Genomic DNA, 25,406 nt, shown 5'->3' on the forward strand with positions numbered 1-25,406 from the left:
TCAATTCAGACCAAAACTCACTACCATGGTCAATCAGCAACAATTGACGGAGCAGATCAGGGCTTATGCACTGGAACTCGGTTTTGATGCCTGTGGCTTTGCCAAAGCCCAGCACCTTCCGAATGAAGAGCGACGACTTGGTGAGTGGCTAAATCAGGACCGCCATGGAACAATGGCATGGATGGAAAATCATTTTGAAAAACGCGTTGATCCCACCTTGCTTGTTCCCGGATCAAAAACTGTAGTTTCTGTTCTGGCGAGTTACTGGCACCCATCCCATGCCCGGCAGATCGGTGTTTCAGATGAACCTTTGATCTCAAAGTATGCTCAGGGTCGTGATTACCATAAAGTATTAAAGAAGAATCTGAAAAAACTTTTTCAATTCACTAAAGAGAAATATGGAGGGCTGGAAGGACGTATATTTACCGATTCAGCTCCGGTTCTAGATAAAGTATGGGCTCAGCGTGCTGGGCTTGGATGGATCGGCAAGAATTCCAATTTACTGAACAAAGAAGTTGGTTCTTTCTTCTTTATTGGTGAGATGATCATTGATGCTGAGTTAACCCCTGACTCCCCCCAGACTGACCATTGTGGGACTTGTACGCGCTGTATCGATGCCTGCCCAACTGATGCCATATACGAACCCTACCGCGTGGATGCCACCAAGTGTATATCCTATCTCACTATTGAGTTAAAGGATCAGATAAACGAATCAGATCAAAACGGGATCCAGAACTGGATCTATGGCTGCGATATTTGTCAGGATGTGTGCCCCTGGAACAAAAACGCAAAGCTTTCCTCCTTTTCAGATCTTCATCCCAGGGATTATGTGGTCAAAAATGACCTTCAATTCTGGCAAAACCTTACTCAATCTCAATATGATTCTATCTTTGAAGGAAGTGCCATTCGCCGTGCTAAGTTCGATAAGTTTACCCACAATATTTCAATTGTATCAGGTAACCTATCGGAATCAGATCATAAAAACTGATAGTCACCGTTTGTAATTACTCTGTCAGTTTCATCAATACCTATCCCTTCCATGATAAACTTATCTCCACTTTCATTCTCTGTTACTTCCATATAGAGAACAGAAGCTTCTCGCATGTCTTGTGGATAGTTATAATCCGGTGTTTTCTCATTATTGCTGAAAGACGGAAACATTCCGGAAAAATTCATATCGATCTCATCCGTATAATACATGATAATGGTAGATTCATCTGACTCAATTTTTTTACCCTGAGTGTTATATCCCAAAATGGTTTTTGAAGGGAGATCCGTGATTACCAGGTCTTCTTTTTCCATTTCTGAATCCTCAGTCCCTGTCATCTCATCAGGCATAGAATATGTCAATGCTATTGAATTGCCCTCTTCCTCTACATAAGAGATCGTACTTTTGAGATTGCCATCCATCACCATGAATACCCCATCAGCTTCTGGCATCTCATAGCCTACGTAATTACCGTTCGAGGTCAAATAGTAATCAAACAATAGCTCATCCTGCATTCCGGCGTTGGTGATCTTCATTTTGAATCTCCAGTCGAAAGAATAACTCTCCGGAAGATTTTCCGGTTTTTCTGACCTTACACTGTTTCCGTAGGGATTGTTTGGTGAATTAAACTGAATATCTATTTTTTCAACCACAGCATTCGCTAGCTGTTCAGAGATCTTGTCAGATACCTTCTCCTCGACCTTTGATTTTGTTTTATCCTTGATCTTTTTCCAGATCTGTGCTTCAGCTGTGGATGCCATAAATGAGTACATCAGAACCAATATTACGCTAAATTTGATCGTTTTCATATATGTTGAGTTGTATTAAATTGCGATTATTGTTCCCCTTTTTAATTGATACGTATTGAATGTATAGAAAAGTTCATTTAATAGATCACTCATGCTATTGCAGATTAAAAAAGCCGCCCTGTGAGTCAGGACGGCTTTGCGTAATTATTTATTAACCAAGGTTAAGTACTGTTATAGTTATGTTTTATCAAACGCCACAGCTCACATCCTGAAACTGACTGTCCCAGCAGTAACGGTTGTTAGGATCTTCACCTATCTGATAGTACCCTGTTTCAGTGGCACTATCCCAATGGACCAGTATAGTTTCTGAACCGTATACATAAGTGATATCAAAGGAAGTACCGTTTTGAGTGAAGGTGTAGAACTCTTCTCCCTGAACACCATTATCATAAAAACTTGTAGTCAGTTCATATTGATCATCCCCATTTCTCACCCATTCAGTTACCATAAAAGGTTCTTCAGAGTTAGTATCCGGATTCAATGAATTAAAGGTCCAGTTGCCTGATAATCCGTCTTTTGCCACGGTTCCTTCAACCATTGTGTAGTCTTCAAATGTATTACCCTGACCGTCGTCAAATGACCAATTCATTTCCCATCTTACAACATCAACAAGCTCTTCTGCACTCAAGTCTATAGATACAGATTGTCCTTCAAACGAATAAGAGTAGCTCCACGTCCAGACTCCATTATTGAATTCAGCCGCATTTGTACTGGCAGAACTAAAGAATGAGCCATATATCTGACTGAATTGTCCAAACATAGCCAGGCCCATAGCATAGGACTTCGCTTCATAGAAATGATTGGTAGTCTGAATTTTAGGATTATTTTCAGTGAAATAAGTAAGTTCAGGTTCAATCTCCTCAAATTGAGGGAGCACAGGCGGCTCCTCATCTATCCCAGAAACGGGATCATCGCTTCCACAGGAGGTCCAAACAAATAGTAACATAATAAGAGTGAACGATAGCAGTCGAATGGTATAAGTTGTCATATTTATACTGATTGTTGGTTAACATTTGCATCAGTACATACGAAATAATCGAGATAAACAGCTCAGATAAGAATATTAAATTTTATCTCTCTTATCGATGAGCGCCTTGTATAATAACTCTCGAGCCCTGAAAATGTGTGCTTTAACCGTGCCCAAAGGAAGTTCCAGGATCTCAGCGATCTCTTGATAGGTTTTCTCTTCCATATGCCGCATTTCGATGACAAGGCGATATTTTTTTGGAAGATTGTCGATAGCATCCTGAACAATTGCTTTCCGCTCTTTTTTCATAACGGGCTGATCTGTAGAAAAGCTTTCATCCGGCAGCTGCATTTCCATATCACCATCCTTCGTTTTATAAGGCTGATCTATCGAAAGCGTTTGAAGTTTTTTCTTTCTCAGATAATCAATAGTGTGATTTGTGGCGATACGATAGATCCACGTAGAGAAGGCGTATTCATTGCTATAGGAATTGAGGTTATGAAAAGCTTTCATAAAAACTTCCTGAACCAGATCATCAACAAGTTCCACTTCCTTTATCATCTTTCTGATATGGAAATAGAGCGGCTTCTGATATTTATCTACGAGTTTACTGTAGGAATCTTCTCTGCCTGCCAACGCTTCGCTGACCAAGGTATCATCTTCCAGGCTACTGGCAGATGCATTTTTACGTGGCGAGTTATTTTCTAATTCTGAGTTTTCTTCTGACATATCTGAATTAATTCAGCCCTTAAAATACAAACACTGTAATAAATGAAAATACCTTTTTTAGCTATAATTTTTAAAATGAACCATTTTAATTAAACTTTACGCATTAATAGTTGAAGCAGAAATGTAACAACTATAATAAAAACTAAAATAAATACTTATGAGAAAACTAACTACTTCTATATTCTTGGTACTTTGCTCATTTCTGGCAGTAGAAAGTGCACAGGCGCAATTTAAAGCAGGTGTCGGCCTGATGTATGGCTCCGAGGTTGAGCAACTTGGAATTCGCGTTGATGGGGTTTTTACGATCAATGAACAATTCAGAGGAGTTGCAGACTTCGGTTACTACTTCCCTGAAGATGTAAACGGTGGAGACATTAACTATTGGGAACTAAACCTAAACGGTAATTATATGTTCCACTCTGATCCGGAGACGGGACTTAATGCCTATGCTTTGGCAGGATTGAACTTCTTCAATTCATCTGTAGATATCGATGGTTTTGGAAGCAGTTCAAATAATGAAACCGGGTTAAATATAGGAGCCGGTCTCGAGTATAATCTGGATTTTGCGGAACTCTTTGCAGAAGCAAAATTTGTGATCAGTGATGCAGATCAACTGAATATTGGTGCCGGGCTTAGATTCCCGTTCTAAATTCAGAATTAAAGGTAATGTTACAACTAAAGCGTTGCTGTTAAAACAGTAACGCTTTTTTATTTTGTATTTAAAATAGCACCATGACGTATCCCGCCTGTTGAAACCGTCAGTTCCTCGCGGCCAAATCGCTCCATAAACCCCTCCAAGATCAACAATCCGGCTAAAAAGATGTCAGACCTACCCTCAAGAACGTTTGGAAAAGAATTTAACATCTCATCGGAGGGTTGATCTATAAATTTTTCTATCACATCATTAATTTCATCACGATAAATGATTACATCATTCATATCAGTCGGGTCATAGTTATCTGACTCCATGATAATAGCGGCAAGTGATGTAACAGTTCCGGCGACACCTACTGCTTTAAAATAGGAATTGTTATGAAAGAAACGATTCCTGAACGTCTTTTTGATAAAATCTCTGCAGGCTTTTATCTCATCTTTTTTAGCAGGGTCATGTTTCAGGAAACGTTCAGTAAAACGTACAGATCCCATATCAAAGGAATATTTATCAACCATATATTGATCCCTGACATGAGCAACCTCCGTGCTTCCTCCTCCAATATCGAGAATAAGATATTCACCTCGCCCACTTTTCGGTGTTTCGATCATTGATAAAGCACCGGCAGCCGTCCACCTTGCTTCATCTTTACCTGAAAGCAACCGAATATCATAACCGGTTTTTGCCTTTATTATTTGTATGAATTCATCCCGGTTATAAGCATCGCGTACTGCACTTGTGGCCGTAACAATCGGCTCTTGTGCATCGGGATATGAATTCTTAAGAAAAGTTTTGTACTCCAGCAGTACATCTACCACTCTCTGTGTTGAGGCTTCATTAATGACCTTTTGAGCGTCCACTCCCTTTCCGAGTCTTGGTAAACGCTGCTCTTCGTGAATCGGTTCAATGATCCCCTTTCTCTTTTTTTCTGCCACCAAAAGCAGCACAGAATTGGTCCCGATATCAATAGCTGATCTGGTCATCTGGAAAATAGTATTGCGATCCACTCACCATGCTGGCGTGTATCAATGTGACTTAGTTTCTTAACAGATTCCTGTTTTAGAATGACTTCTTCATCTTCTATAAGTAAACCTGAAAGCAGGATCTTGCCATTATCAGTTAGTCTGCTTACCAGGTCTGGCAACAAATCAATCAGTGCATTGCGATTAATATTGGCTAATATCATATCATACTTCTCACCTACTGGAATGACCTCTGTTGAACCTAATTTGACCTCAAAATTATCTACTTCATTTAGCAGTATATTTTCAATGGCATTGGTTTCACTCCACTCATCAATATCGAATCCAAAAGCACTTTGGGCTCCTAGTTTTAGAGCAGCGATGGCTAAAATTCCTGTGCCTGTTCCAGCATCAAGTACTTTATCACCTTTTTTAAGTACCTCTGGAAGCCATTCCAGCAGGACTCGCGTTGTGGCGTGGTAACCGGTTCCAAATGCCATTTTTGGATCTATCAGTAGATTGATCTTATCATCAAGATCACCATCGAAGCTCGTCCAGGTAGGATGCACATAGAACTTGCCAATGGTCTGTGGCTGAATAGTTCTCTCCCACTCTTCATTCCAATTCTGTGGCCCGATCACTTTTTCCGAGATTATGACCGAATCTGTACCAAGAGACATTAGAATACGTTCAATCTCCTCTCTTTTGGAATCATCAAAACGAGGAGAGGGTATAGTAGCAACAAGGAGATCATCATCTTGTTCAAAGCCTTCAAAATCACGGTCAAATAATTCAGCGATCAGTAACTCCTGTAAGTCGTCTTTAACAGAAATACGCAGTTCAATATAGTCCATTACAATCTGTTGTAAATTAACTCTGCCATCACATCACCCACTGCTTGTAAGGTTTCTTTGCTTATTATATCCAGATCATCATTTTGAGAATGCCAATACGATGGAAATTCAGCAACGCCATTACTTTTTCGGTAGTGGTGTATGATATTAATAATGGGAATCCCGGCTTGTTCATTCACTATTACATGATCATCAGATACGGCTGCTCCCTGCTCGTTGAGAAACATATCACCATAACCCTTTTCATCTGCAATATTCCAGACCTCATTTACCAAATTCGGTGCGTAATTCACGGAATACTGCTCCTTCGGAAACTGAGCTCCGGCTCCACCAACCATATCAAGTAAAATACCAAAGCGGGGACTGTATCCGGGAACAGGTGGATTTTTAGACCAATATCTCGAGCCGAGAAAATACCGGTTAAGATCACCTGATTTTCCATAATCCTCGCCATCAAACAAAATGATATCCACTCCAACGGGTGGTGGATTATCCCGGAACATTCTAGCCAGTTCCAGCAACACACCAACACCACTGGCTCCGTCATCCGCTCCCAGGATCGGATTTTCTGCGTTAGTAGAATCCATATCAGCACGCGGTCTACTGTCCCAGTGAGCACTAAGCATAATGCGATCAGGTCCAGATAGGTTGAAAGCTGCTATCACATTACCAAGGTTCAGAGTTTCATCATAACCTTCTGCTTCAAATCGCTGAACGTAGACAGCATTATCACCGGCATACGACTTAAATTTATTCTGGAAGTAATGAAGTGCTTGTTGATGGGCTTCTGTATTTGGAACCCTTGGTCCAAATTCTACCTGCTGTTCTACAAAATGATAAGCTGAATCAACATTAAATGAAGGAACTTCCCTGCCTTTTTCTGTAAAGGTCAGGCCTTCGCTTTTTTCATCTCCACACCCGATCAGGATCAGGGTCAGGATACTTAGCAAATAAAGCCATTTACTCATCCCTATGAACCATGGTAGATGACGATTGATCGACCGGAAATACAATTGTATCCATGATATTAACGTGTTCAGGACGGTTAGCAGTGAAAAGAATGATCTCGGCTATATCCAGAGCCATCAATGGCTGCATGCCTTTATAAACCTGATCCGCTTTTTCCTTATCACCACTGAAACGCACCTCACTGAATTCTGTTTCCACTAATCCCGGTGACACCATACTCACTCTAACTTTGGTACCGTGAAGATCCTTCTTTGTGGCTTCTGTTATTGCTTTAACCGCGTGTTTTGTTGCCGTGTAAACCACTCCACCGGGATAAGACTCGTGCCCTGCAATGGATCCGACATTTATGATATGACCGTAATTTCGCTCTTTCATTTTAGCTGAGATCAACCTGGAAAGATATAATAGTCCTTTTATATTGGTATCGATCATCGTATTCCAGTCCTCAAAAGAGGCAGAATACACAGGATCGGTTCCCTTGGCCATCCCTGCATTGTTCACTAAAATATCAACGGGCTCGTTGATCGAACCAATGAATTTTGAGCAAGCCTCAGAATTCTGAACATCAAAGGCAGCTGTTGTTACGGTAACGCCATATTCAGATTCCAGGTCACGTTTCAGTTGCTGAAGTTTTTCTTCTCTTCGTCCGGTTATATACAGATCAACACCTGTTTCAGCCATAAGTTTTGCCGTGCTCTTACCTATTCCGGCAGAGGCACCTGTAATTATTGCTGTTTTTCCCTGTAATCGATTCATAATAAGATCCTAAACTATTGGGTATGAATTTCAGCTAGTCGGCCGGCATTAATCACTTTTTCTTCATGAAAGCTATCAGCCATAAATTGAATTCCGTAAGGCATTCCGTCGCTGTGAGTCCCGGCGGGAACACTGATACCACAAATACCGGCAAGATTGGCCGTTATCGTATATACATCATTCAAATACATCTGAACCGGATCATCAAGTTTATCACCAATATCAAATGCTGTGGTTGGTGCGGTTGGGCTCACAATGACATCCACTTTTTCGAATGCTTTCTTATAATCATCCTGAATGAGTCTTCTTACTCTCTGTGCCTTACCATAGTAAGCGTCATAATAACCTGAACTCAAGACATAGGTACCAAGCATGATCCTGCGTTTTACTTCCTGACCGAATCCCTCTGTTCTGGATTTTTTATACAAACGGATCAGAGGTGAATCTAATTTAGCTAATTTCTCCTGCAACACGATCTTTTTCTCACCTATAGCTGACTCAAATTGTTCTTTGAGTGCTATCTCTTCCTTCTTCAGGTCATCCAATACTTCTTCCTTATCTGCCCGATGCCCATATCTTATACCATCAAACCTGGCAAGGTTACTGGAAGCTTCAGCTGTTGCAAGAATATAATAAGTAGCAATCCCGTATTTTGTATGTGGAAGATGAATAGGCACCAACTCTGCTCCATCTGCTTCCAGCTTGCTTAATAAATTCTCAATGCCTTCCTGGATCTCAGGATCAAGTCCGTCTCCAAAAAACTCTTCTGGCACGCCTATTTTGATATTTTTATTCGGATTCTGTGCCGCCTCAACATAACTACCTTTTTTGGTTTGCGAGGAAGTATTATCTCGTTCGTCAAAACCAGCGATCACATCCAGGATTCTGGCTGTGTCTTCGACAGAACGAGCCAGAGGACCTATACAATCAAAGGATGAGGCAAAAGCAACAAGCCCATAACGTGAAACGCGGCCATAAGTTGGCTTTAATCCCACTACTCCACAATAAGAAGCTGGCTGTCGAATAGACCCACCGGTATCTGAACCTAATGTAGCCACTGCCATATCAGCTGCAACAGCTGCCGCACTGCCACCAGAAGATCCACCGGGCACTTTATCAGTGTTATGAGGATTTTTAACCGGTCCGAAGTTTGTGTATTCGTTGGCCGACCCCATGGCGAATTCATCCATATTCAGTCGACCGATCAGAATGGCATCCTCTGCTAACAAGCGTTCAATTACCGTTGCATCATACACACTATCAAAGTCTTCAAGCATCTTTGACGCACAGGTCAGCTTCTTTCCTCGCTCAGCAATTACATCTTTTATACCCAAAACCACACCGGCAAGCTTACCGGCTTCGCCCTTATCGATCTTTTTCTGGATCTCTTCAGCTTGCTTTTTAGCAGCTTCAAAATCAGTTGCCACATAGGCATTAATGACCTGATTCTGGGATTCAATTTTAGAGATATAATGTTCGACAATATCGAGAAGCTGTACTTCCCCGTTTAAGACTTTTTCGCGAGTCTCTGAAATAGTCATGTAATTCAATTTCTGCTTTTAATTGCTTTTAGAGGTGTTTTCTTCGTGATTAGCAGCGTCATTAATATCTTTGGAACTGTCTTCGATCTCCTTCTTGATATCTTTTGAAGCTTGTCTGAATTCTTTAATACCTTGTCCCAATCCACGGGCCAGTTCGGGAATTCGTTTGGCTCCAAATAAAACTAAAATCACAATGGCAATAATTAGAATTTCAGGGGCACCTAAACTGTTAAACATAAAAATAATCCTCTTAGGATTTAGTTGATGTATTTGTGCGAAGATAACAATATTTTCGGCACGAATTTGGAACAAAAATTTAATTAATTCACTTGTGTTTTAATCACACTTGTGTTTATTACACTCATTCATTTTAAAATAATTACAAACATATGATTTGGACTGTAGAATTAGCTGCTGCACTTGATGACGCTCCTTTCCCGGCAACCCGTGAAGAACTTATCGAATGGGCTGAACGGAATGGCCTGCCTAATCAGGTTATCGTGAACCTCGAAGAACTTGAAGAGATAGAACAGGGTGAAGAACCTGTTTATGAAGGTATCGAAGATATCTGGCCTGATTACATCAGAAAAGAAGACTTCTTCCATAACGAAGAAGATGAAGGTTTCGACTATGACGACGTTTAAATGTTAAGCAGCGTCAGCAGAAGTTGCGGTTACATTTAGTAGCCGGTCTCGTCCGACCATCGTAACCTCTCACTCTGTAGTACTTTGCAAACACCTGATACCCGTAAACTCATTTCAGCGTTCCTGCTGTGTTTTATAACATGGGTTGGATTGCTTTATCCTATAAATATACAGGCTCAGGATGTTCAGGGTGAAGGAAACACCGAAGACGTCGTTCGAAGGGTCAGGTTTTCAGGTAACCAAGATATCAAAGATCGTACACTCACAACCCTGGTTCGAACCCGAACCAATCGTGAGTTTCTGAGCATCCCTCAATTCACACCCTGGCTTTTTATATGGAAAATTTCAGGAGGAAGATTCGGTGAAGAACCTGCCTTTTTAGACCGACAAACTGTCGGGAACGACATTGAACGGATCACCCTTTATTATGAATCATTGGGATACTTTGATGTTTCGGTTGATACCAGCATCTCAGAATACCGTTCAGACAAGATCGAAGTTTCTTTCATAATCGATGAAGGACCTCAGCACCGAATTAACACTGTAACCTACAGTGGGTTTCCCGTTTTTACTGAGCCTAACAGAAGGTTTGAATTTCTTCAAAGAGGTTCCTTTACAAAGGGAAGACTCAATGACACCACTTTCACAGTCAATCGAGCCTACAGCTCACAAGCGCTTAGTAACGAACAAGAGCGACTCATCACCTTCCTAAAAAACAATGGTTATGCCTCTGTACAACGTGACTCTGTGATAGCCTTGGTCAAAGAAGATACCACAACTTCAAACTCACTTGATGTATTGTACCGAGTCAGACCCGGTGGTCAATATAAATTTGGTGATATCAGAGTTAGATTAAGTGATACAGAACCTCCTGTTAATTACGATGAATCGGATACCTTAAGCGGACCACCCCATACGGTAGATTCTTCATACACGATATCGTTGTTCAAAGAATCAGGAGCCCAATCCAAATTCCGACTACTCTCAGATCAACTACTATATAAGCCGGGGGAAATGTATGATCACTCACTGTATCTTGAAACAGTAAATGAGTTCCAAAACCTGGGTATGTTATATATTCAGAGGTTCAGTCAGAACGAGGATCAGGTTCAGCCCGATTATACAAAAGAAAAAATTCCCACCTACTTTGATCTGCAAACACTGACCAAACACAGTATTTCAACGGAACTTTTTGGCATGAAGCGATATGGTTATGGCACTGGTTTTGGGGTTGACTACACTAACAACAACGTATTCGGTAATGCTGAAAATCTAAGTATTGGGGCAAACGCCAGTTTTGAGTATGTGAGGCCTTCTGTTCTTGAAGAGATCGACACTACGGCTACGCAATCCTCTTTGTTCAGAAGTTATGAACTTACAGCCGATTACTCGGTACCACGATTGAATTTTCCCTTCTCATTCCTTGACAACAGACCCGGATTTACCAGTGGGGTTACGCGTTATCTCTTAAGTTACAGCCGGTCAGATCAGTTATTATTTGACATAAACTCAGATGTTGGTTTTAACATGCGGTATGAGGTCAATCACACTTCAAATTATTCAAGTTTTTTGGATCTCATTGAACTTGATCTCGTAGATACCAATCCATCCTCTGCTTATATCCGGAATCTAAGAAATGAGTTTGGTACAGATACCTTATCTGATGGAACCATTGTAGATGCATTTGAACTTCAGCGAATTCTGGAGGATTTTAACCCCCAAATATCCTCCACTGTCCGATACACATTCAGAAGTCAGAATACAGATCTCATTAAAAGAAACCGGGGTTATTTCAGTGAATATTCTGTGGCTGTTGGCGGTAATATCCCCTACCTCATCGATAACCACTTAACAACTCCCGGTACTCTTGAAGGTAACCTGCCCTCGCTTTTTGGTTTAAGCGAAAATAGCCTCAGTTACAGCCGATATATCAAGTTATCTGTAGATTATAGGAAATATTATCCGATTTCAGCTGATGGTGTACTAGCTTGGCGTATATATGGTGGATATGCTCATCCTTATGGTAGATCCAGTTCCATTCCACTGAATCGAAGATTCTTTGCCGGAGGAAGTAACGATATCCGTGGCTGGGCTCCTTTTCAACTGGGACCCGGTGATATTTCCACTGAAAGCGTAAATATACCCGGTGGTGAGATCAAGCTGGCGGCATTCACTGAGGTCAGACAAGCATTTATCAGGGATTTTCTTGGGGCCAATTGGTATGCAGCCCTTTTTGCAGACGCGGGTAACATTTGGTATGGTCCAAAGAACGATTTCAGAGATGAAAATAATCAGGACAGGCTTGAACAAGGTCGATTCCAATTTGACAATTTTTACAACCAAATTGCTGTTGCCGGGGGACCCGGTTTACGCCTTGACTGGGAATATGTAATAGTAAGGTTTGATTTTGCCTTCCGGCTGCACGACCTTCAGACTGGTTGGTTAAATAACAAACAAACCTATTTTAACTTCGGTATTGGTCACTCCTTCTAACCTCAACTACTGACTCTATGTTCGATAAACTGAAAAAGCTGAAAGATCAGTCCAATATTGTTTTTAAGTCAAAATTTCTGGCGAATCTCAATCCAGCAGAACGTTACGAATTTCTTCAGCTTTGCCATCGCAGAAGCTATAAGGAAGGAGAATATGTATTTTATAAAAATGATCCGGGTACAGGTATGTACTTTATTGAAGACGGGATTATCGAACTCACCGTTGGTGAACCCGACGATAATGTTTCGGAAGAAAAACCCAATTCACTTGAACTTCACTCGCCTGACAGTTTTGGAGCTCTTTCAATCGGTTATAATTTGAGAAGAAAAACATCAGCTCGCTGTGTTTCTAACTGCGAGCTTCTTGGGTTTTTTAAACCGGATTTTGAGGTTCTCAGGGGCCGGCATCCAAAAATTGCGGTTAAATTTCTTCAAACACTTACCAATAAAGCCCTGAAGCAACTTGAAGTGACTACAAAAAAACTATCTGAGGTTGCAGACGAGCAAACAGCACTAAATTTACAAATTCAATCCTACTACGAAGATAATTCAGAGGAATCAGTTTAATTTATGGCACTAAAAAAAGGTCAGGAAGTAGAGCTAGAGATCATTGATGCAGCATTTAAAGGTAAAGGATTGGCTAAGGTTGATGGGTTGGCCGTATTTGTGCCGGGCACCACACCCGGTGACAAGGTTAAAGCCCGTATCATCAAAAAGAAAAAGAAACATCGGGAAGCTAAGCTTTTAGAGATCCTTGAGCCAAGTGAGCACCGCATCGAGCCCAAATGTCAGCACGCAAATGTGTGCGGGGGATGCAGCTGGCAGCACATCCCATACTCCAAACAGGTAGAATATAAGGGACAGCAGGTCAAGGATCATATTAAGCGGATCGGCCATATGAACGGAGATATCGTAAAGCAGGCTATTGCATCCGATCAGGAGTTCTATTACCGCAATAAGATGGAATACAGTATCAGTGCCCGCCGATGGCTTACTGAAGAAGAGATCAAAAGTGATGAATACGTGGATGATTCAGCATTTGCAGCCGGACTCCATGCTCCCGGCCGGTTTGATAAGATCCTGAATCTAAAGGAATGCCATCTGCAGGTTCCTGAATCATTTCAGATCCTGGATTTTGTAAGAAATTATTGTATTGAGCATGGCATTGAACCCTATGATACTCTTGAAAATACGGGATTCATGAGAAACATCATGATCCGAAACTCACATTATACCGACGATTTCATGGTCAACCTGGTCACCTATCAGGATGATCAGTCGGTTATGGAAAGGGTAAAGGATGCCCTGTTACAAGAGTTCCCATTCATCACAACGGTGGTCAACAACGTAAATGATACCAAAAGCCCGACAGCTGCCGGTCGTTATGAGAAAGTGCTGTTTGGTCCCGGTTTCATTGTAGATAAGATCGGTGACTTCATCTTCAAGATCCACCCTAATGCTTTTTTTCAGACCAATACAGCTCAGGCCGAAAAGTTGTACGATGTAGCAAAAGATTTTGCTGATATCAAGGACGATGATATTGTATATGACCTGTACTGTGGTGTTGGAACTCTTAGTTTATACATGAGCCGCAGAGCCAAACACGTGCTTGGTATTGAGCTGGTGGATGTAGCCGTCGAAAATGCCCGATTCAATGCTAAAGAGAACGAAGTTGATAATGTCTCTTTCATCAAAGGGGATATGAAGGATGTATTCACACAGGATGTCGTAGATAAGCATGGAGCTCCGAATGTACTGATCACGGACCCGCCCAGAGCCGGCATGCATCCTGATGTGGTGAAACGGCTTTGTGAACTCAAGGTACCTCGTATTGTTTATGTAAGCTGTAATAGCTCTACCATGGCCCGGGACCTTAAGGAATTAAAAGAAGTGTATGATGTAGAGATCGTTCAACCAGTAGATATGTTCCCTCAAACCTACCACATAGAGGCGGTAGCCAAACTCTCACTAAAAGTTTAAAAGCCGTTATACAAGAAAAGTCCAAACCAAAGAATGGGGATGCTTTCGACCCAAAAAGAAGCATAGTATCTATGTTGTTCTTCTTTAGCTTTCCATATAGCCCAGAGCGTAATTACAGCAATCAAAGCGGTTTGTGAAAGATAAGATTCCGAGATCACCGGATTCAAGAACTGAAGGATTATAAAAACTAAAAGCAATCCTGAACCAAGCATTCTACTTTCTTTTACACCTAATAACTGAGGAAGAGACCCCAACTCTTCTTCATCATGCTTCAGGTCCCTGATCTCAAAAGGGATCGTTAATGCGATCACGAATGCAAATCTTGAAAGCAGCTCAATGATCACTGAAGGCTGCATCAGGTTAACTGAATGTGCCAGGGGTAATAATACTGAAACCCCTGCCCATGCAGCCGCTATCACAAAGATCTTCCAGCCTTTGATCATCCGTATATTCTTACCCTTAAATATCGGAATTGCATATAGAAGCGTTAGAATACCAAACCCGGTAGCATAGTAGATTACAGTTTCAGGAAGGTAAAACGCTATATAAATTAGTCCCAAAAACGCCCCCGCTGTAAAGAGCCGTATGCCTTTTATGTTTTGAGTAATAGAAAGATGATGCTTATTACCTACCCCGGCATATTTCACGAAGTTATAGCCAACGATCGTTCCAAGATAGATGAAAGCAAGTACCCAGATATTCAGATCCAGATCAAATTCAGCATAAGTTACAGCCGTAAGAGCCGTTACTGCCAACGCTACATGCAAACTGCTTTGGATGTAAAACCGGAAAAATTTTTTCATAAAACAGAAGTTCTTTTACAGTAAATAAATAAACTATAACCAAGTATAGTTCAATTATTTTATTAATTTAGACGACCTTCTATAAGTAATTAATATACAGATAGATATATTTCAAAATATTACATTCTAAGATCAGCAATGGGTACAGTTTCTCTCAAACTCACTGAAAGAGTATACAGGTCAGAAAATGATTTTCAAGATCTGAAAAAATCATGGAATAACCTTGTACGTTTTACAGGAGCTGACGTTTTTCAGCTTCATGAATGGCAATATTCGTGGTGGGATAATTTCGGATCAAATAATGAACTGTACATTATTACTTACAGTCTGCAAGATCAACTTATTGCCATCCTGCCTTTTTTTATTCAAGAGAAGAAATTCAATAGATTCAGGTTTGTAAAGACTCTTCATTTCATAGGCTCTCACCTAACAACAATTGAGGGCGGAATTCTTCCTGTTAATAAGGCCTTTGCCGGTTATCTCGACATTATAGTTCACCCTGATCATGTTGATCTGATCTCAAAGAAAATACGGGTTTTGTTCGAAGAGTTGATCCAAACCGTAGATCAAATAAACCTTGATGAAATCCCTGAACATAGTCTATTAATGCATTCCCTCCCCTCTCTTAGAGGATCTGATAAGTGGATTTTAAACAAGACTGAAGCTTCTGTATGCAGTCAATGCCTGATAGGTTCAGACTGGGACCGATACTTAAGCACCTTGAGCAGATCTACCCGGAAGAATATCCGCAGGGGTTTACGCAGCATATATGATGATGAGGTCTTTGATATCAAAGAGGCGGAAACAGAAGAGGAATTTGATCGCATTTTTGACATGCTGGTCAGGCTTCATCAAAACAGATGGCATCAGCAGGACCTGCCTGGAATTTTTGCAGATAAGAGAATGGAAGATTTTTTCCGATCAACGGCTTTAAATTTGTTCAAGAATGGATGGGCTTCCATTCACTGGGCTGAAAAAAAACAGCAGATATTTGCTGTAGAGCTCTCCTACCATTTCAATCACACGATTTATACTGTTCAAACAGGTTACGATACTGAGTCTGAGTACACAAGATACAGCCCAAGTAATCTGATCATCTATCATATGATGAAGACCGGTATAGATAACGGATACTTGGTATTTGATTGGCTCAGGGGTGCCGAAAGCTATAAATCAAGTACAACGAGTCTTGTGTTGCAAAATCAAAAACTGACTCTATCTGCCAGAAATAATTCAGGATACAGACTTTTCCTTACTGAAATCTCAACCAATTTGCTTACAAAGTTTCAAAATGAAAAGTGGGTTCTATCAGTCTATCTTGGAAACTATACTTTATTGAAAGCACTTAATAAGAATTTCAAAAGAGTTATCTTTCACATAGTATCTAAATAATTTAGTGACAGTCTTTTACTTGATTGAATCTTTCAATTCTATATATTCGGATAAAGCCGATAATTAAACATAACTTTATGGAATTTAGGATACCTGCCCTTCTCATATACGTTGTCATGGTAATAGCCTATAACGGTTGTACTTTTGCTCCTGAGCAAGTGACTGACGAAGACTATAAAAGAGCTGAAAGGGCTCTTTCATCTCAAACGAATGATCTTGTTTACGGAACTATTTCCGGAGAAAGCTGGACTGAGGATGGTATACTCCTCTATCAGCATACTGTAAAAGAAGGAACCGAACATATGAAAGCGGATCCAGCTATAGGAACGGCAGAACGCGCATTTGATCACGACCGTCTCGCCAATGTGCTATCAGGTATTCTGGACAAAGATGTGGAACCATTAGACCAGCCCTTTCGGAGCTTCGACTATACAGACCAAGGTGAGTCTATTACATTCAGTACGAATGGCAATATATTTACCTGCAGCCTTATCGATTATGAGTGTAATTCAAACGGTGATGCGAGTGTTCGAAACTGGAGTGAATCGGTTTCCCCGGATGGTAAAAAGTCTGTTTTCATCCAGGATCACAATTTGTATATGCGCGATCTTGAGACCAATAGTATTACACAGCTTACCTACGATGGCGAAGAACATTTCGGTTATGCGACCAACAATGCCGGTTGGGTAAAACGAGACAGCCCTATAGTACTTTGGTCACCTGATTCAAAACGAATTTCAACATTCAAACAGGATGCTCGCGGGGTCGGTGAAATGTATCTGGCATCAACCAAAGTCGGGCACCCCGAACTGGAGGCATGGAAATATCCTCTTCCCGGTGATAGTATTATCTTTCGCCTCAACCGTGTGGTGATCAATCTTGAACCTTCTCCAAAGGTTGTGCCACTTCAAAAAAGTCCTGATCCGCAGCGATCAACTATCACAGACCACGTAGCCGACTGGTCCGGAAAATTCCTGGATAATGAATGGAGCGCGGATGGCAGTACTCTCGCCTTCGTATCAGTCTCCCGTGATCATCAGGATGCGGAACTCTTTGTAGCCGATCCAAATAGCGGATCAATAAGATCTGTTTACCGAGAAGAAACCGATACTTTTTTTGAATCCGGGGTGGAAAGCATCAGCTGGAGACTGTTGGAAGACAGTAACGAATTTATCTGGTTCTCACAGCGCGATAACTGGGGTCATCTGTACCTTTATGATCTGGTTTCCGGAGAGCTCAAAAATCAGATCACTTCCGGTAGCTGGACCGTCCTTGAGATCCTGAGAGTAGATGAAGAAAACCGAACCATTTATTTTACCGGTGGCGGTCGTGACGGCGATAATCCATACTACCATTACTTGTATCGCATAAATTTTGATGGAACCGGCATGGAACTCCTGACGCCTGAAAATGCCCATCACCAGATCAGCCTGTCACATTCAGGTGAGTACTTTGTGGATACCTATTCCACCCCAGACACTCCTCCTATCTCAGTTTTAAGAACTATGGATGGAAAGATTGTGGTGGAGCTTGCAACAGCTGATATCAGTGACCTTCAGGCCGCAGGATGGGTAGCTCCTGAACCTTTTATGGTTCAAGCCCGTGACAATGAAACTGAACTATACGGACTGATGTATAAACCATCTAATTTTAATTCCTCCAGATCCTATCCGGTATTGAATTACCTGTATCCGGGACCTCAATCGGGCAGTGTGGGAAGCCGTGCATTCCGTGCCTCCCGCTCCGACAAGCAGGCCCTGGCCGAGTTGGGCTTTGTGGTGGTTGAGGTGGATGCTCAAGGTACTCCCGGGCGATCCAAAGCCTTCCACGACTTTTACTACGGCAATATGGGTGATAACGGAATTCCGGATCAGATCGCTATGATACGGGAGTTAGGTACACGCCATTCCTGGATGGATACTTCTCGAGTGGGAATATTCGGACATTCCGGAGGTGGTTTCGCCTCAACTCGTGCCATCCTAGCGTATCCTGATTTTTATGATGTAGCTGTATCAGGGGCCGGAAACCATGACAACCGAAACTATGCCGATCCATGGGGTGAAAAGTGGCAGGGTTTACTTAAAGGAATGAATAACGATGGCGTAACGGATGATCAATCAACTAACTATGATAATCAGGCTAACCAGTTACTGGCTGACAACCTGAAGGGAAAACTATTGCTGACGCACGGTACTCTCGACAGCAATGTACCTCCCTATAACACTCTGCTGGTCGTAAATGCCCTCATCGAGGCCAATAAAGATTTCGACATGATCATGTTCCCGAACCGCGGTCACGGCTACTACAGCGAAGACTACATGATGCGCAAGCGATGGGGTTACTTTGTGAAACACCTGAAGAACGTGAATCCGCCAAAGGAGTTTGAGTTCGGAAAGCAGGAATAGATCTGAGGGTAGTCCATGGAAAGGTAAAAAAGTATATGATCTAACAATAGATCACTGCTTACTAAAACCTGTTCATTAGTTTCCCTTTATAAATTTTCGGATTTCCTAATTCCTCTTTTGTAATATGTTCAAGGTTTTTGGGTTTTAATATTATTCGTTTAAAAGCATTAAACCTCTGTTACATCTTAAATTCCATATAATTATTCTGGCGAGGTAGTTGTAATTTTAAGGACAAATGTGGGAATATGAATACTCAACAAAAGATCTGGCAGGGGTTTTCATTCAGTGTTTAGGATCTTTTCATGTATCTCAACTTGAATATAACTTCGAAATAAACCACACAGTGATGGAGTTCGATAAACAATTTTTATCCTTTTTAAAACCTCAGCTAAGAGAAGAAGTAATTGAATTGTCTTCAGTCAAAGAATTTTCCAAAGGCACGGAAATTCTAAGGGAAGAACAATATGTAAAAGTGTTGCCTATCGTAATCGAGGGACTGGTTAAGGTTTACTCCAGATTTAATGAGAAAGAATTACTGCTCTATTACATCGAACCCAGCCAAAGCTGTGTTATGACTTTTTATGCTGCCTTAAAAAATACTCCAAGCCAAGTTTTTGCAGTAACCGAAGAGGCTTCAAAAATTCTTTTAATTCCGGTTAAATATCTACCGGGATGGCTTAAAGATCACCCGGAATTCAATGAATTGTTCTACAATCAATTCAACTTAAGATATACAGAGCTTTTGAACACCATAGGTCATCTTCTGGTAGACAATATGGACAAGAGGCTATATGATCACTTAAAAAAGAAGTCACTTTTAACAAAAGATAGCACCATTAGAATGAGCCATAGCCAGATTGCGAATGAATTAGGAACAGCCCGCGAAGTGGTTACAAGAGTCTTAAGCAAGCTTAAAACTGAAGGTAAAGTAGTTCAAAATTCAATTGGTATAAAAATTATTGAAGAGTAGTGACCCCAGTCACTGATAAGTAATTAATCAGTTACCATATTAATGCCATATTAATTTATAACACTAAAAAATTTAGAATCATGAAGAAAAATATGGGAACAACAGATCGAGTAATCAGAGTCATAATTGCAGTAGTAGTAGGTATTTTATACTTCACAGGTACCATTAGTGGTACACTGGGCATAACTTTGTTAGTTTTAGCAGCAGTATTTGTATTAACAAGCCTGATCAGTTTTTGTCCTCTTTATGCTCCCTTTGGTATCAGAACTTGTCCACTAAAAGAGAATGATTAAGAGGTTATAAATAACTGCTATTTAAAGTGTGGGAAGGATGTTCAAGAGTATCCTTCCGTTACACTCGTTGCAAGAACCCACCTTTGCTACTTTTTTGAACCGGGATTTTCAGGATTACTAATGAATGTTCAGGATTTAGGTGAACACTATGATCTTGATTTCTACAAGTAGCTCCATCCCTTAGGGCAAGGTTAAAAATGATTCAAATACCTGGCTTTGTTTTAGTGATCTCCTCTAAATTATAGGTGTCATCCTGAGCGGCTTCGGGTTGAACGGGATTATTATCCATACCGCGAAGGATCTCAAATTCAGACAAGGCTAGCATTCCACAATTTGAGATCAATGTTTTTGCCAACGTGCAGCCACGTGATTTAACTATCAATTAAAAATCCAAATTTTATCTTTTTAAACACTGTTTACTGCTTACTGTTTACTGATCACTGTAAAGACAGCATGTTGTCGAAACAACCAAACAAGATCATCTCTACAAAGACACTACATTATTTAAACGGCCACTGCAGGTACCCCACACCTTCGCCTAAGCTTATAAATTGACATTACTTCCAAAGATGGTATTTTGGCTGAAATGTTTTCCGGAGTATATGCGAACGGCTAATATGTATGATCTTTCTCAAATCAAAATATTCGAACCGAAATGGTCTTGATACCAGTTTGAACCATTTTTTACGGTTCATCCTAACGGACTTATTGTTCGAATAATATTATGTTATGTTCTAAATTTAAATACAGACTTTTATCATGCTAAAATTTATAAGTGGCCTACTTATTGACTTAAGTTAAATTGGTGGCATAATTTTATTTGTATTAAGCTTTTTCAAGAATTACAGAAAGCATAGAACCAAGATGTTTGTTGATAGTTTGATATTAATTGCTGTCGGTTTCATCTTCCTAGATTACTCTGTTTTGTCAGAGGCTTATCAAAGCGGCTTTAAATCCGGAAGAAATATTTAGTAAACCCTGTTTAAAACATAACAAGGCGTTTTAAACCGGACTCGTTTAACGTTCGGGGCTTTAATTTTTAACAACCAGGCTCGCCGTTTAAATGCCGGGTCGTTACCAAGAAGGAAAGTATGACTACAAGAAATGAACATTGGAATGGGATCTTCTCCACCACAGCTGATCCCGAACTTGGCTGGTACGAGAAAAATATCTCACAGACGCTGAAGTTTCTAGAGGAAATTCCACAGTCTGAGTCCGCTACGGTCTTCCTCCCGGGGGCAGGAACTTCCATGCTTGTCGATGAGCTTTTGGCGAGAGGCTATCAAATCGTTCTGAACGATATCAGCGATAAAGCCCTGAATAAGCTTAGAAAGCGGGTTGGTACAAGTAAGAATCTAACATGGCTGCAATGCGATATATCCAAACCCTTACCCGAAGGAAGTCCCCCAGCCGATATTTGGATTGATCGTGCTGTACTTCATTTTTTGCTCGAGGAAAAAGATATTCAGGGGTACTTTATGAACTTACAGTCCGTGATAAAACCAGGCGGATACGCATTACTGGCAGAGTTCTCGACTTTAGGAGTTCAAAAATGCGCAGGCCTTGAACTCCATCGCTACTCCATAGAAGAAATGACAAGACGCATGGGCTCAGACTTTGAACTAATCAAACACGAAGATTATACATATATCAACCCTAGCGGCGATCCACGTCCATATATTTATGCGCTGTACCGAAAGTACAAGCCTAACAAGACGCTATAAAACGCACGCGGATCTGCCGGGAGTCAGCAGCTGCTTTGTCGTTGGTTTTCGAAGATATTTATTTTAAATGTTTAGCCATGGGTTGACCCATAATCTCCACGGGTTGTCTGGTTTGTTAGTGTTTGAGATCACCGCTCCCTTCCTAACTTTGTGGGTATCTGATCGATCCTATACAAGTTACACCAACGGTTATTACCTATAACTTACGGTAACTGGAAATTTGAGGCAGAAACTTTTACTACACACGATGATACTATTTCTTTTGAATTGATTCAGTAAGATATTGAGGTTTTGAGAAGAATAAGTTCAGTATTTTCTTGAATTATTTTGTTTAATATGACACCTTTTCAAAAGTGGTTCTAATAAATATCCAAAGTTATGAGAGTTTCTATCCTACTATTGGCCGTGATCATATTTACTATTGCAGGTTGTGTCAGCAGTGCCTCATTAGATCCTGAATCGCCAAAGAATGGTGATATAATACAGGATCAGGAAATTGCATCCCAGATACGATCGTCCTCCTCTTCAACTATGATCGGAGAAGTTGAATATAGGATCGAATCATACACTTGGAGAGATTTTATGCCGATCGTGGATCCCCCGGTAAGACTGATCTTAAAAAATACACTGGTTCGAACAGATGGAGATCCTATCAAAAGCTCTATTGAGGTTATGCAACAATACGTGGTCAAGGGAAATGAGATCTGGCGTCCCAGTGATATGGAATTCCGGCAAGATCAAAGTAATCCTCAGAAACTTGTAATACTTTCACGAGGAGGTCCAACCTGGGAAACCGGTTCAAAGATTACGGTTGGACTAAAGATCGTGGATCAGCAGACCGGAGCCTTTCATTGGTTATCAGCAACAGAAGTGGAGATTGTTAGAACGGAATAGAGGAATCTTGCTCTTCGTTATGGTCAATTCCAACTTGCTTACTAAATCTTTGAGATTAGATAATCCGCTTCTTAAATAAATTACTGTCGGTAATCTTCTTTACTTACAAAATTAAGCCGGATGTAAGACCGCTTTAAATATAAGGATCCCTCATTTGTTTGATTGTAGCCACTTATGCTTTCGGCGGAATTCTGATCGGTTAAAATTCATTTTAATAATGAAACAGAGAGAATAGAATATGAAAGGAGATCCTCATGAGTAATCAACTAGATGGAAAGAAAGTTGCAATTTTAGCAACCAATGGATTCGAAGAAATTGAACTAACCAATCCCAGAGAAGAACTTAATAAAGCTGGTGCAGAAACACATTTGGTCGCTCCCGACTCAGGCCCAATAAAAAGTTGGGATGATGGTAACTGGGGAGATAATTTTGATGTAGACAAAACATTGGATGAAGTTTCAGCCTCCGACTACGATTCGCTTTTACTGCCTGGCGGCGTTATGAATCCCGATCAATTGCGTATGAATAGTGACGCCATTCAGTTTGTAAGAGATTTCTTCAGTGACGGCAAACCCGTTTCTGCCATTTGCCACGGGCCGCAACTATTGATCGAAGCAGATGTACTGCAGGGTCGTGAACTAACTTCATACCCATCTATAAAAACCGATCTTAAGAATGCCGGTGCAAGATGGGTCGATAATGAGGTAGTTGTAGATCAGGGATTGACAACAAGCCGAAGTCCTGAAGATCTGCCGGCCTTTAATGATAAAATGATCGAAGAGATCCGGGAAGGAGTACATAATGAACAAATGACCGCTTGACCAAGTCTGAACAGTTTTAATGCAAGAAGGCTCCGTTAAATGCGGAGCCTTTTTATTTTTTGAATTAGCTTTCTTGCCCATGGCCTTCACCTGCACTGTCACTTTTCTCAATGTTGCTTCCTGCATCGCTCTTCATCAGTCGCTTACGGAAGAACCAGACCAATCCCAGGGCAATACCCCATTGTACGATCACGGTCATCACTGAGAACGGACTTAAAGGATTATACCAGGTATCAGGGGCATATTCAGTGGCACTTAAATACATCCACCATCCCAATAAGGTTACAACTTCTACAGGCACCACATACTTAATGATGATCTCCCACCATTTGCCAAGTGTAGATGAGCGTTCTTCTGTATTGATAAGCTCATTACGGAATTTAGTGGTTCCATATTTGATGACTGCATATGAGATCAAAGCTCCGGAAACCATCAGTCCCACGCCCCAAACAAAATCCTGATTGGCGAAGAAGTCAAGGTTCAGGGCAGATGGCATACCGAAACCAAATCCAGCGAGACAGATCACAACAGTAGCTCTCTTTCGAACAGCTCCCATATCTACAAAGACCTTAACAGCCAGCTCTATCATGGAGATCAGCGAACTGAAAGCAGCAAAAGTAAGTCCCAGAAAGAAAAGGATGGCAAAGATCCCACCGCCTCCCATGGTTGCAAATAGCTGAGGCATCCAGATAAAAGTCAGACCGGTTGAAGCAGGCCCTGAAGTTTGCATTACTTCAAGGATCTCACCACTCCCCATGGCAGGACTTAAAGTCCCGAATACTGTTGAGAAGATGATGATGGCCGCAACCAAAGAGACCATGTTATTACCGATACCGGTTTGAAAGGCACTGATGGTTACATCATCACTTTTGCGCATATAAGCAGCGTAAGTGAGAATGAGTCCCCAGGCAGCACCCGTATCCCAGGCATTTTGTGTCAGGGCTTCCAGCCATATTCCCGGTTTTTTCAGGGTTGACCAATCCGGCGTAAATAGATATTCAATTCCAAGTCCACTTCCCTCAAGAGAAAGGGCTTTGAACAGGGAGATGACCAAAACCAAAAGAAGAGAAGGTATAAGTATCTTATTAACCTTTTCAATAGATGAAATACCTTTGAGCACAATGAATCCACCGATACCCATTACCAGTGCATGCCCGGCCAGCGGCCAGTTCGACCCCTGAAATCCCTCCCATATAGCATTAGCCTGCTGAAGATCTGCCGGAAGAGCCGTAGTAATGGAAGTGATCAGGTAATACAGGCACCAGCTCGCTACCACACTGTAATAGAACATAATGGCTGTAGCAACAAACCCTACAAAGCCTCCGAGCCACCCTCTTTTTTCGCCAATGAGTGCCACGAAAGATCCAACAACGCCTTTACGTCCATTACGTCCCATTCCATATTCTGCAATAATAAGAGGTATAGACCAAAGCAAAAGAAAACAGATCCAGGCAAATAAAAAGGCCCCGGCTCCTTCCTCCCCACCATTTTGAGCTGCAATTCGGGGAAAGCGCCAAATGTTACCGGTTCCGACTGCAATTCCCAATACACTAAGGATCATTCCCATTTTAGTGGAAAATCGTTCTTTAGAAGGTGCTGACATAGGAGTTTTATTTTCAGTTACAATACAAAAGGGCTGCCTCTCGTTTTGGCTGCGAGAAGTTTAAAATCTTATGTATCTTATTTTGATTAATATAAGGCTGTGCTTATCATTGCGAGCCAATCATAAAGTGTATTCAACAATATTCCAAAACCTTTTTT

General features: G+C 41.1%; 25 protein-coding genes. 13 read left to right on the forward strand and 12 right to left on the reverse strand.

Annotated features, from left to right (window positions below):
- The first annotated feature begins 25 nt into the window (after positions 1 to 25).
- Positions 26 to 988, forward strand: coding sequence for a tRNA epoxyqueuosine(34) reductase QueG (queG, locus tag ACKGJO_RS04910; RefSeq protein ID WP_411322285.1), 963 nt, complete (start codon positions 26 to 28; stop codon positions 986 to 988).
- Here the strand turns inward: queG and ACKGJO_RS04915 are convergent.
- The 3 genes from ACKGJO_RS04915 to ACKGJO_RS04925 all read right to left on the reverse strand — a co-directional run bounded on the left by ACKGJO_RS04915 (position 976) and on the right by ACKGJO_RS04925 (position 3,493).
- Positions 976 to 1,797: a hypothetical protein gene (locus tag ACKGJO_RS04915; protein ID WP_411322286.1), complete on the reverse strand. Its 822-nt coding sequence runs from the start codon at positions 1,795 to 1,797 to the stop codon at positions 976 to 978. The genes queG and ACKGJO_RS04915 overlap by 13 nt on opposite strands.
- Before the next feature lie 187 nt (positions 1,798 to 1,984).
- Positions 1,985 to 2,743, reverse strand: coding sequence for a hypothetical protein (locus tag ACKGJO_RS04920; protein ID WP_411322287.1), 759 nt, complete (start codon positions 2,741 to 2,743; stop codon positions 1,985 to 1,987).
- A gap of 117 nt (positions 2,744 to 2,860) precedes the next feature.
- Entirely contained in the window at positions 2,861 to 3,493 is a 633-nt protein-coding gene (locus tag ACKGJO_RS04925; RefSeq protein ID WP_411322288.1) for an RNA polymerase sigma factor, read from the reverse strand.
- A gap of 157 nt (positions 3,494 to 3,650) precedes the next feature.
- Here ACKGJO_RS04925 and ACKGJO_RS04930 point away from each other — a divergent pair, with 157 nt between their 5' ends.
- Positions 3,651 to 4,142 (forward strand): outer membrane beta-barrel protein, encoded by a 492-nt coding sequence (locus ACKGJO_RS04930; protein WP_411322289.1) that lies wholly within the window; start codon positions 3,651 to 3,653, stop codon positions 4,140 to 4,142.
- A gap of 59 nt (positions 4,143 to 4,201) precedes the next feature.
- On the opposite strand, the gene ACKGJO_RS04935 is transcribed toward ACKGJO_RS04930, so the two are convergent.
- Genes ACKGJO_RS04935 through ACKGJO_RS04960 form a run of 6 tightly spaced genes read right to left on the reverse strand, consistent with a single transcriptional unit; the run spans position 4,202 to position 9,464 of the window.
- Entirely contained in the window at positions 4,202 to 5,128 is a 927-nt protein-coding gene (locus ACKGJO_RS04935) for a Ppx/GppA phosphatase family protein (RefSeq protein ID WP_411322290.1), read from the reverse strand.
- Positions 5,125 to 5,961, reverse strand: a complete 837-nt coding sequence (gene prmA, locus ACKGJO_RS04940; RefSeq protein WP_411322291.1) for a 50S ribosomal protein L11 methyltransferase — start codon at positions 5,959 to 5,961, stop codon at positions 5,125 to 5,127. The genes ACKGJO_RS04935 and prmA overlap by 4 nt, the downstream gene beginning before the upstream one ends.
- A complete protein-coding gene (locus ACKGJO_RS04945; protein WP_411322292.1) occupies positions 5,961 to 6,929 on the reverse strand; it encodes a M28 family peptidase in 969 nt (322 codons plus the stop codon). Before ACKGJO_RS04945 ends, prmA begins: the two co-directional genes overlap by 1 nt.
- A complete protein-coding gene (locus tag ACKGJO_RS04950; RefSeq protein ID WP_411322293.1) occupies positions 6,922 to 7,686 on the reverse strand; it encodes an SDR family NAD(P)-dependent oxidoreductase in 765 nt (254 codons plus the stop codon). Before ACKGJO_RS04950 ends, ACKGJO_RS04945 begins: the two co-directional genes overlap by 8 nt.
- A 14-nt stretch (positions 7,687 to 7,700) precedes the next feature.
- A complete protein-coding gene (locus ACKGJO_RS04955; protein ID WP_411322294.1) occupies positions 7,701 to 9,227 on the reverse strand; it encodes an amidase family protein in 1,527 nt (508 codons plus the stop codon).
- An 18-nt stretch (positions 9,228 to 9,245) separates the two neighbouring features.
- Positions 9,246 to 9,464 carry a Sec-independent protein translocase subunit TatA/TatB gene (locus ACKGJO_RS04960; protein ID WP_411322295.1) on the reverse strand — a complete coding sequence of 73 codons (219 nt, stop codon included), beginning with the start codon at positions 9,462 to 9,464 and terminating at the stop codon, positions 9,246 to 9,248.
- A 152-nt stretch (positions 9,465 to 9,616) separates the two neighbouring features.
- On the opposite strand from ACKGJO_RS04960, the gene ACKGJO_RS04965 reads away from it, so the two are divergent.
- The 4 genes from ACKGJO_RS04965 (at position 9,617) to rlmD (ending at position 14,343) form a co-directional block, all read left to right on the forward strand.
- Positions 9,617 to 9,871 (forward strand): DUF2795 domain-containing protein, encoded by a 255-nt coding sequence (locus ACKGJO_RS04965; protein ID WP_020402200.1) that lies wholly within the window; start codon positions 9,617 to 9,619, stop codon positions 9,869 to 9,871.
- 150 nt (positions 9,872 to 10,021) lie between these two features.
- The gene (locus tag ACKGJO_RS04970) at positions 10,022 to 12,364 is read left to right on the forward strand and encodes a BamA/TamA family outer membrane protein (RefSeq protein WP_411322296.1); all 2,343 of its coding nucleotides are present in this window, start codon (positions 10,022 to 10,024) and stop codon (positions 12,362 to 12,364) included.
- A gap of 17 nt (positions 12,365 to 12,381) precedes the next feature.
- A complete protein-coding gene (locus ACKGJO_RS04975) occupies positions 12,382 to 12,930 on the forward strand; it encodes a cyclic nucleotide-binding domain-containing protein (RefSeq protein WP_411322297.1) in 549 nt (182 codons plus the stop codon).
- Between the two features lie 3 nt (positions 12,931 to 12,933).
- On the forward strand, positions 12,934 to 14,343 hold the full coding sequence (gene rlmD / locus ACKGJO_RS04980) for a 23S rRNA (uracil(1939)-C(5))-methyltransferase RlmD (RefSeq protein ID WP_411322298.1): 1,410 nt from the start codon (positions 12,934 to 12,936) through the stop codon (positions 14,341 to 14,343).
- Here the strand turns inward: rlmD and ACKGJO_RS04985 are convergent.
- The gene (locus ACKGJO_RS04985) at positions 14,340 to 15,146 is read right to left on the reverse strand and encodes a UbiA prenyltransferase family protein (protein ID WP_411322299.1); all 807 of its coding nucleotides are present in this window, start codon (positions 15,144 to 15,146) and stop codon (positions 14,340 to 14,342) included. The genes rlmD and ACKGJO_RS04985 overlap by 4 nt on opposite strands.
- Positions 15,147 to 15,284: 138 nt before the next feature.
- Here ACKGJO_RS04985 and ACKGJO_RS04990 point away from each other — a divergent pair, with 138 nt between their 5' ends.
- The 4 genes from ACKGJO_RS04990 to ACKGJO_RS05005 all read left to right on the forward strand — a co-directional run bounded on the left by ACKGJO_RS04990 (position 15,285) and on the right by ACKGJO_RS05005 (position 20,206).
- The gene (locus ACKGJO_RS04990; RefSeq protein WP_411322300.1) at positions 15,285 to 16,538 is read left to right on the forward strand and encodes a GNAT family N-acetyltransferase; all 1,254 of its coding nucleotides are present in this window, start codon (positions 15,285 to 15,287) and stop codon (positions 16,536 to 16,538) included.
- A gap of 77 nt (positions 16,539 to 16,615) precedes the next feature.
- Positions 16,616 to 18,943, forward strand: a complete 2,328-nt coding sequence (locus ACKGJO_RS04995; RefSeq protein WP_411322301.1) for a S9 family peptidase — start codon at positions 16,616 to 16,618, stop codon at positions 18,941 to 18,943.
- Between the two features lie 235 nt (positions 18,944 to 19,178).
- Positions 19,179 to 19,913, forward strand: coding sequence for a Crp/Fnr family transcriptional regulator (locus ACKGJO_RS05000; RefSeq protein WP_411322302.1), 735 nt, complete (start codon positions 19,179 to 19,181; stop codon positions 19,911 to 19,913).
- A gap of 80 nt (positions 19,914 to 19,993) precedes the next feature.
- Positions 19,994 to 20,206: a YgaP family membrane protein gene (locus ACKGJO_RS05005; protein WP_411322303.1), complete on the forward strand. Its 213-nt coding sequence runs from the start codon at positions 19,994 to 19,996 to the stop codon at positions 20,204 to 20,206.
- 202 nt (positions 20,207 to 20,408) lie between these two features.
- On the opposite strand, the gene ACKGJO_RS05010 is transcribed toward ACKGJO_RS05005, so the two are convergent.
- Positions 20,409 to 20,588: a hypothetical protein gene (locus ACKGJO_RS05010; RefSeq protein WP_411322304.1), complete on the reverse strand. Its 180-nt coding sequence runs from the start codon at positions 20,586 to 20,588 to the stop codon at positions 20,409 to 20,411.
- Positions 20,589 to 21,297: 709 nt separating this feature from the next.
- On the opposite strand from ACKGJO_RS05010, the gene ACKGJO_RS05015 reads away from it, so the two are divergent.
- From ACKGJO_RS05015 to ACKGJO_RS05025, 3 genes are all read left to right on the forward strand, one after another.
- Positions 21,298 to 21,930, forward strand: a complete 633-nt coding sequence (locus ACKGJO_RS05015) for a class I SAM-dependent methyltransferase (protein ID WP_411322305.1) — start codon at positions 21,298 to 21,300, stop codon at positions 21,928 to 21,930.
- A 378-nt stretch (positions 21,931 to 22,308) separates the two neighbouring features.
- Positions 22,309 to 22,824: a hypothetical protein gene (locus ACKGJO_RS05020; RefSeq protein ID WP_411322306.1), complete on the forward strand. Its 516-nt coding sequence runs from the start codon at positions 22,309 to 22,311 to the stop codon at positions 22,822 to 22,824.
- 254 nt (positions 22,825 to 23,078) lie between these two features.
- On the forward strand, positions 23,079 to 23,645 hold the full coding sequence (locus tag ACKGJO_RS05025) for a type 1 glutamine amidotransferase domain-containing protein (protein WP_411322307.1): 567 nt from the start codon (positions 23,079 to 23,081) through the stop codon (positions 23,643 to 23,645).
- 64 nt (positions 23,646 to 23,709) lie between these two features.
- On the opposite strand, the gene ACKGJO_RS05030 is transcribed toward ACKGJO_RS05025, so the two are convergent.
- Entirely contained in the window at positions 23,710 to 25,248 is a 1,539-nt protein-coding gene (locus tag ACKGJO_RS05030; protein ID WP_411322308.1) for a sodium-dependent transporter, read from the reverse strand.
- Between the last annotated feature and the right edge of the window lie 158 nt (positions 25,249 to 25,406).

Origin of the sequence: Gracilimonas qinghaiensis, assembly GCF_046602855.1 — a bacterium.
In the GTDB taxonomy this organism is placed as follows: domain Bacteria; phylum Bacteroidota; class Rhodothermia; order Balneolales; family Balneolaceae; genus Gracilimonas.

Bases quoted from the DNA above. Each gene is read 5' to 3' on its own strand.
- queG (WP_411322285.1), top strand. From the start codon at position 26: ATGGTCAATCAGCAACAATTGACGGAGCAGATCAGGGCTTATGCACTG.
- ACKGJO_RS04915 (WP_411322286.1), bottom strand. From the start codon at position 1,797: ATGAAAACGATCAAATTTAGCGTAATATTGGTTCTGATGTACTCATTT.
- ACKGJO_RS04920 (WP_411322287.1), bottom strand. From the start codon at position 2,743: ATGTTACTATTTGTTTGGACCTCCTGTGGAAGCGATGATCCCGTTTCT.
- ACKGJO_RS04925 (WP_411322288.1), bottom strand. From the start codon at position 3,493: ATGTCAGAAGAAAACTCAGAATTAGAAAATAACTCGCCACGTAAAAAT.
- ACKGJO_RS04930 (WP_411322289.1), top strand. From the start codon at position 3,651: ATGAGAAAACTAACTACTTCTATATTCTTGGTACTTTGCTCATTTCTG.
- ACKGJO_RS04935 (WP_411322290.1), bottom strand. From the start codon at position 5,128: ATGACCAGATCAGCTATTGATATCGGGACCAATTCTGTGCTGCTTTTG.
- prmA (WP_411322291.1), bottom strand. From the start codon at position 5,961: ATGGACTATATTGAACTGCGTATTTCTGTTAAAGACGACTTACAGGAG.
- ACKGJO_RS04945 (WP_411322292.1), bottom strand. From the start codon at position 6,929: ATGAGTAAATGGCTTTATTTGCTAAGTATCCTGACCCTGATCCTGATC.
- ACKGJO_RS04950 (WP_411322293.1), bottom strand. From the start codon at position 7,686: ATGAATCGATTACAGGGAAAAACAGCAATAATTACAGGTGCCTCTGCC.
- ACKGJO_RS04955 (WP_411322294.1), bottom strand. From the start codon at position 9,227: ATGACTATTTCAGAGACTCGCGAAAAAGTCTTAAACGGGGAAGTACAG.
- ACKGJO_RS04960 (WP_411322295.1), bottom strand. From the start codon at position 9,464: ATGTTTAACAGTTTAGGTGCCCCTGAAATTCTAATTATTGCCATTGTG.
- ACKGJO_RS04965 (WP_020402200.1), top strand. From the start codon at position 9,617: ATGATTTGGACTGTAGAATTAGCTGCTGCACTTGATGACGCTCCTTTC.
- ACKGJO_RS04975 (WP_411322297.1), top strand. From the start codon at position 12,382: ATGTTCGATAAACTGAAAAAGCTGAAAGATCAGTCCAATATTGTTTTT.
- rlmD (WP_411322298.1), top strand. From the start codon at position 12,934: ATGGCACTAAAAAAAGGTCAGGAAGTAGAGCTAGAGATCATTGATGCA.
- ACKGJO_RS04985 (WP_411322299.1), bottom strand. From the start codon at position 15,146: ATGAAAAAATTTTTCCGGTTTTACATCCAAAGCAGTTTGCATGTAGCG.
- ACKGJO_RS04990 (WP_411322300.1), top strand. From the start codon at position 15,285: ATGGGTACAGTTTCTCTCAAACTCACTGAAAGAGTATACAGGTCAGAA.
- ACKGJO_RS04995 (WP_411322301.1), top strand. From the start codon at position 16,616: ATGGAATTTAGGATACCTGCCCTTCTCATATACGTTGTCATGGTAATA.
- ACKGJO_RS05000 (WP_411322302.1), top strand. From the start codon at position 19,179: ATGTGGGAATATGAATACTCAACAAAAGATCTGGCAGGGGTTTTCATT.
- ACKGJO_RS05005 (WP_411322303.1), top strand. From the start codon at position 19,994: ATGAAGAAAAATATGGGAACAACAGATCGAGTAATCAGAGTCATAATT.
- ACKGJO_RS05015 (WP_411322305.1), top strand. From the start codon at position 21,298: ATGACTACAAGAAATGAACATTGGAATGGGATCTTCTCCACCACAGCT.
- ACKGJO_RS05020 (WP_411322306.1), top strand. From the start codon at position 22,309: ATGAGAGTTTCTATCCTACTATTGGCCGTGATCATATTTACTATTGCA.
- ACKGJO_RS05025 (WP_411322307.1), top strand. From the start codon at position 23,079: ATGAGTAATCAACTAGATGGAAAGAAAGTTGCAATTTTAGCAACCAAT.
- ACKGJO_RS05030 (WP_411322308.1), bottom strand. From the start codon at position 25,248: ATGTCAGCACCTTCTAAAGAACGATTTTCCACTAAAATGGGAATGATC.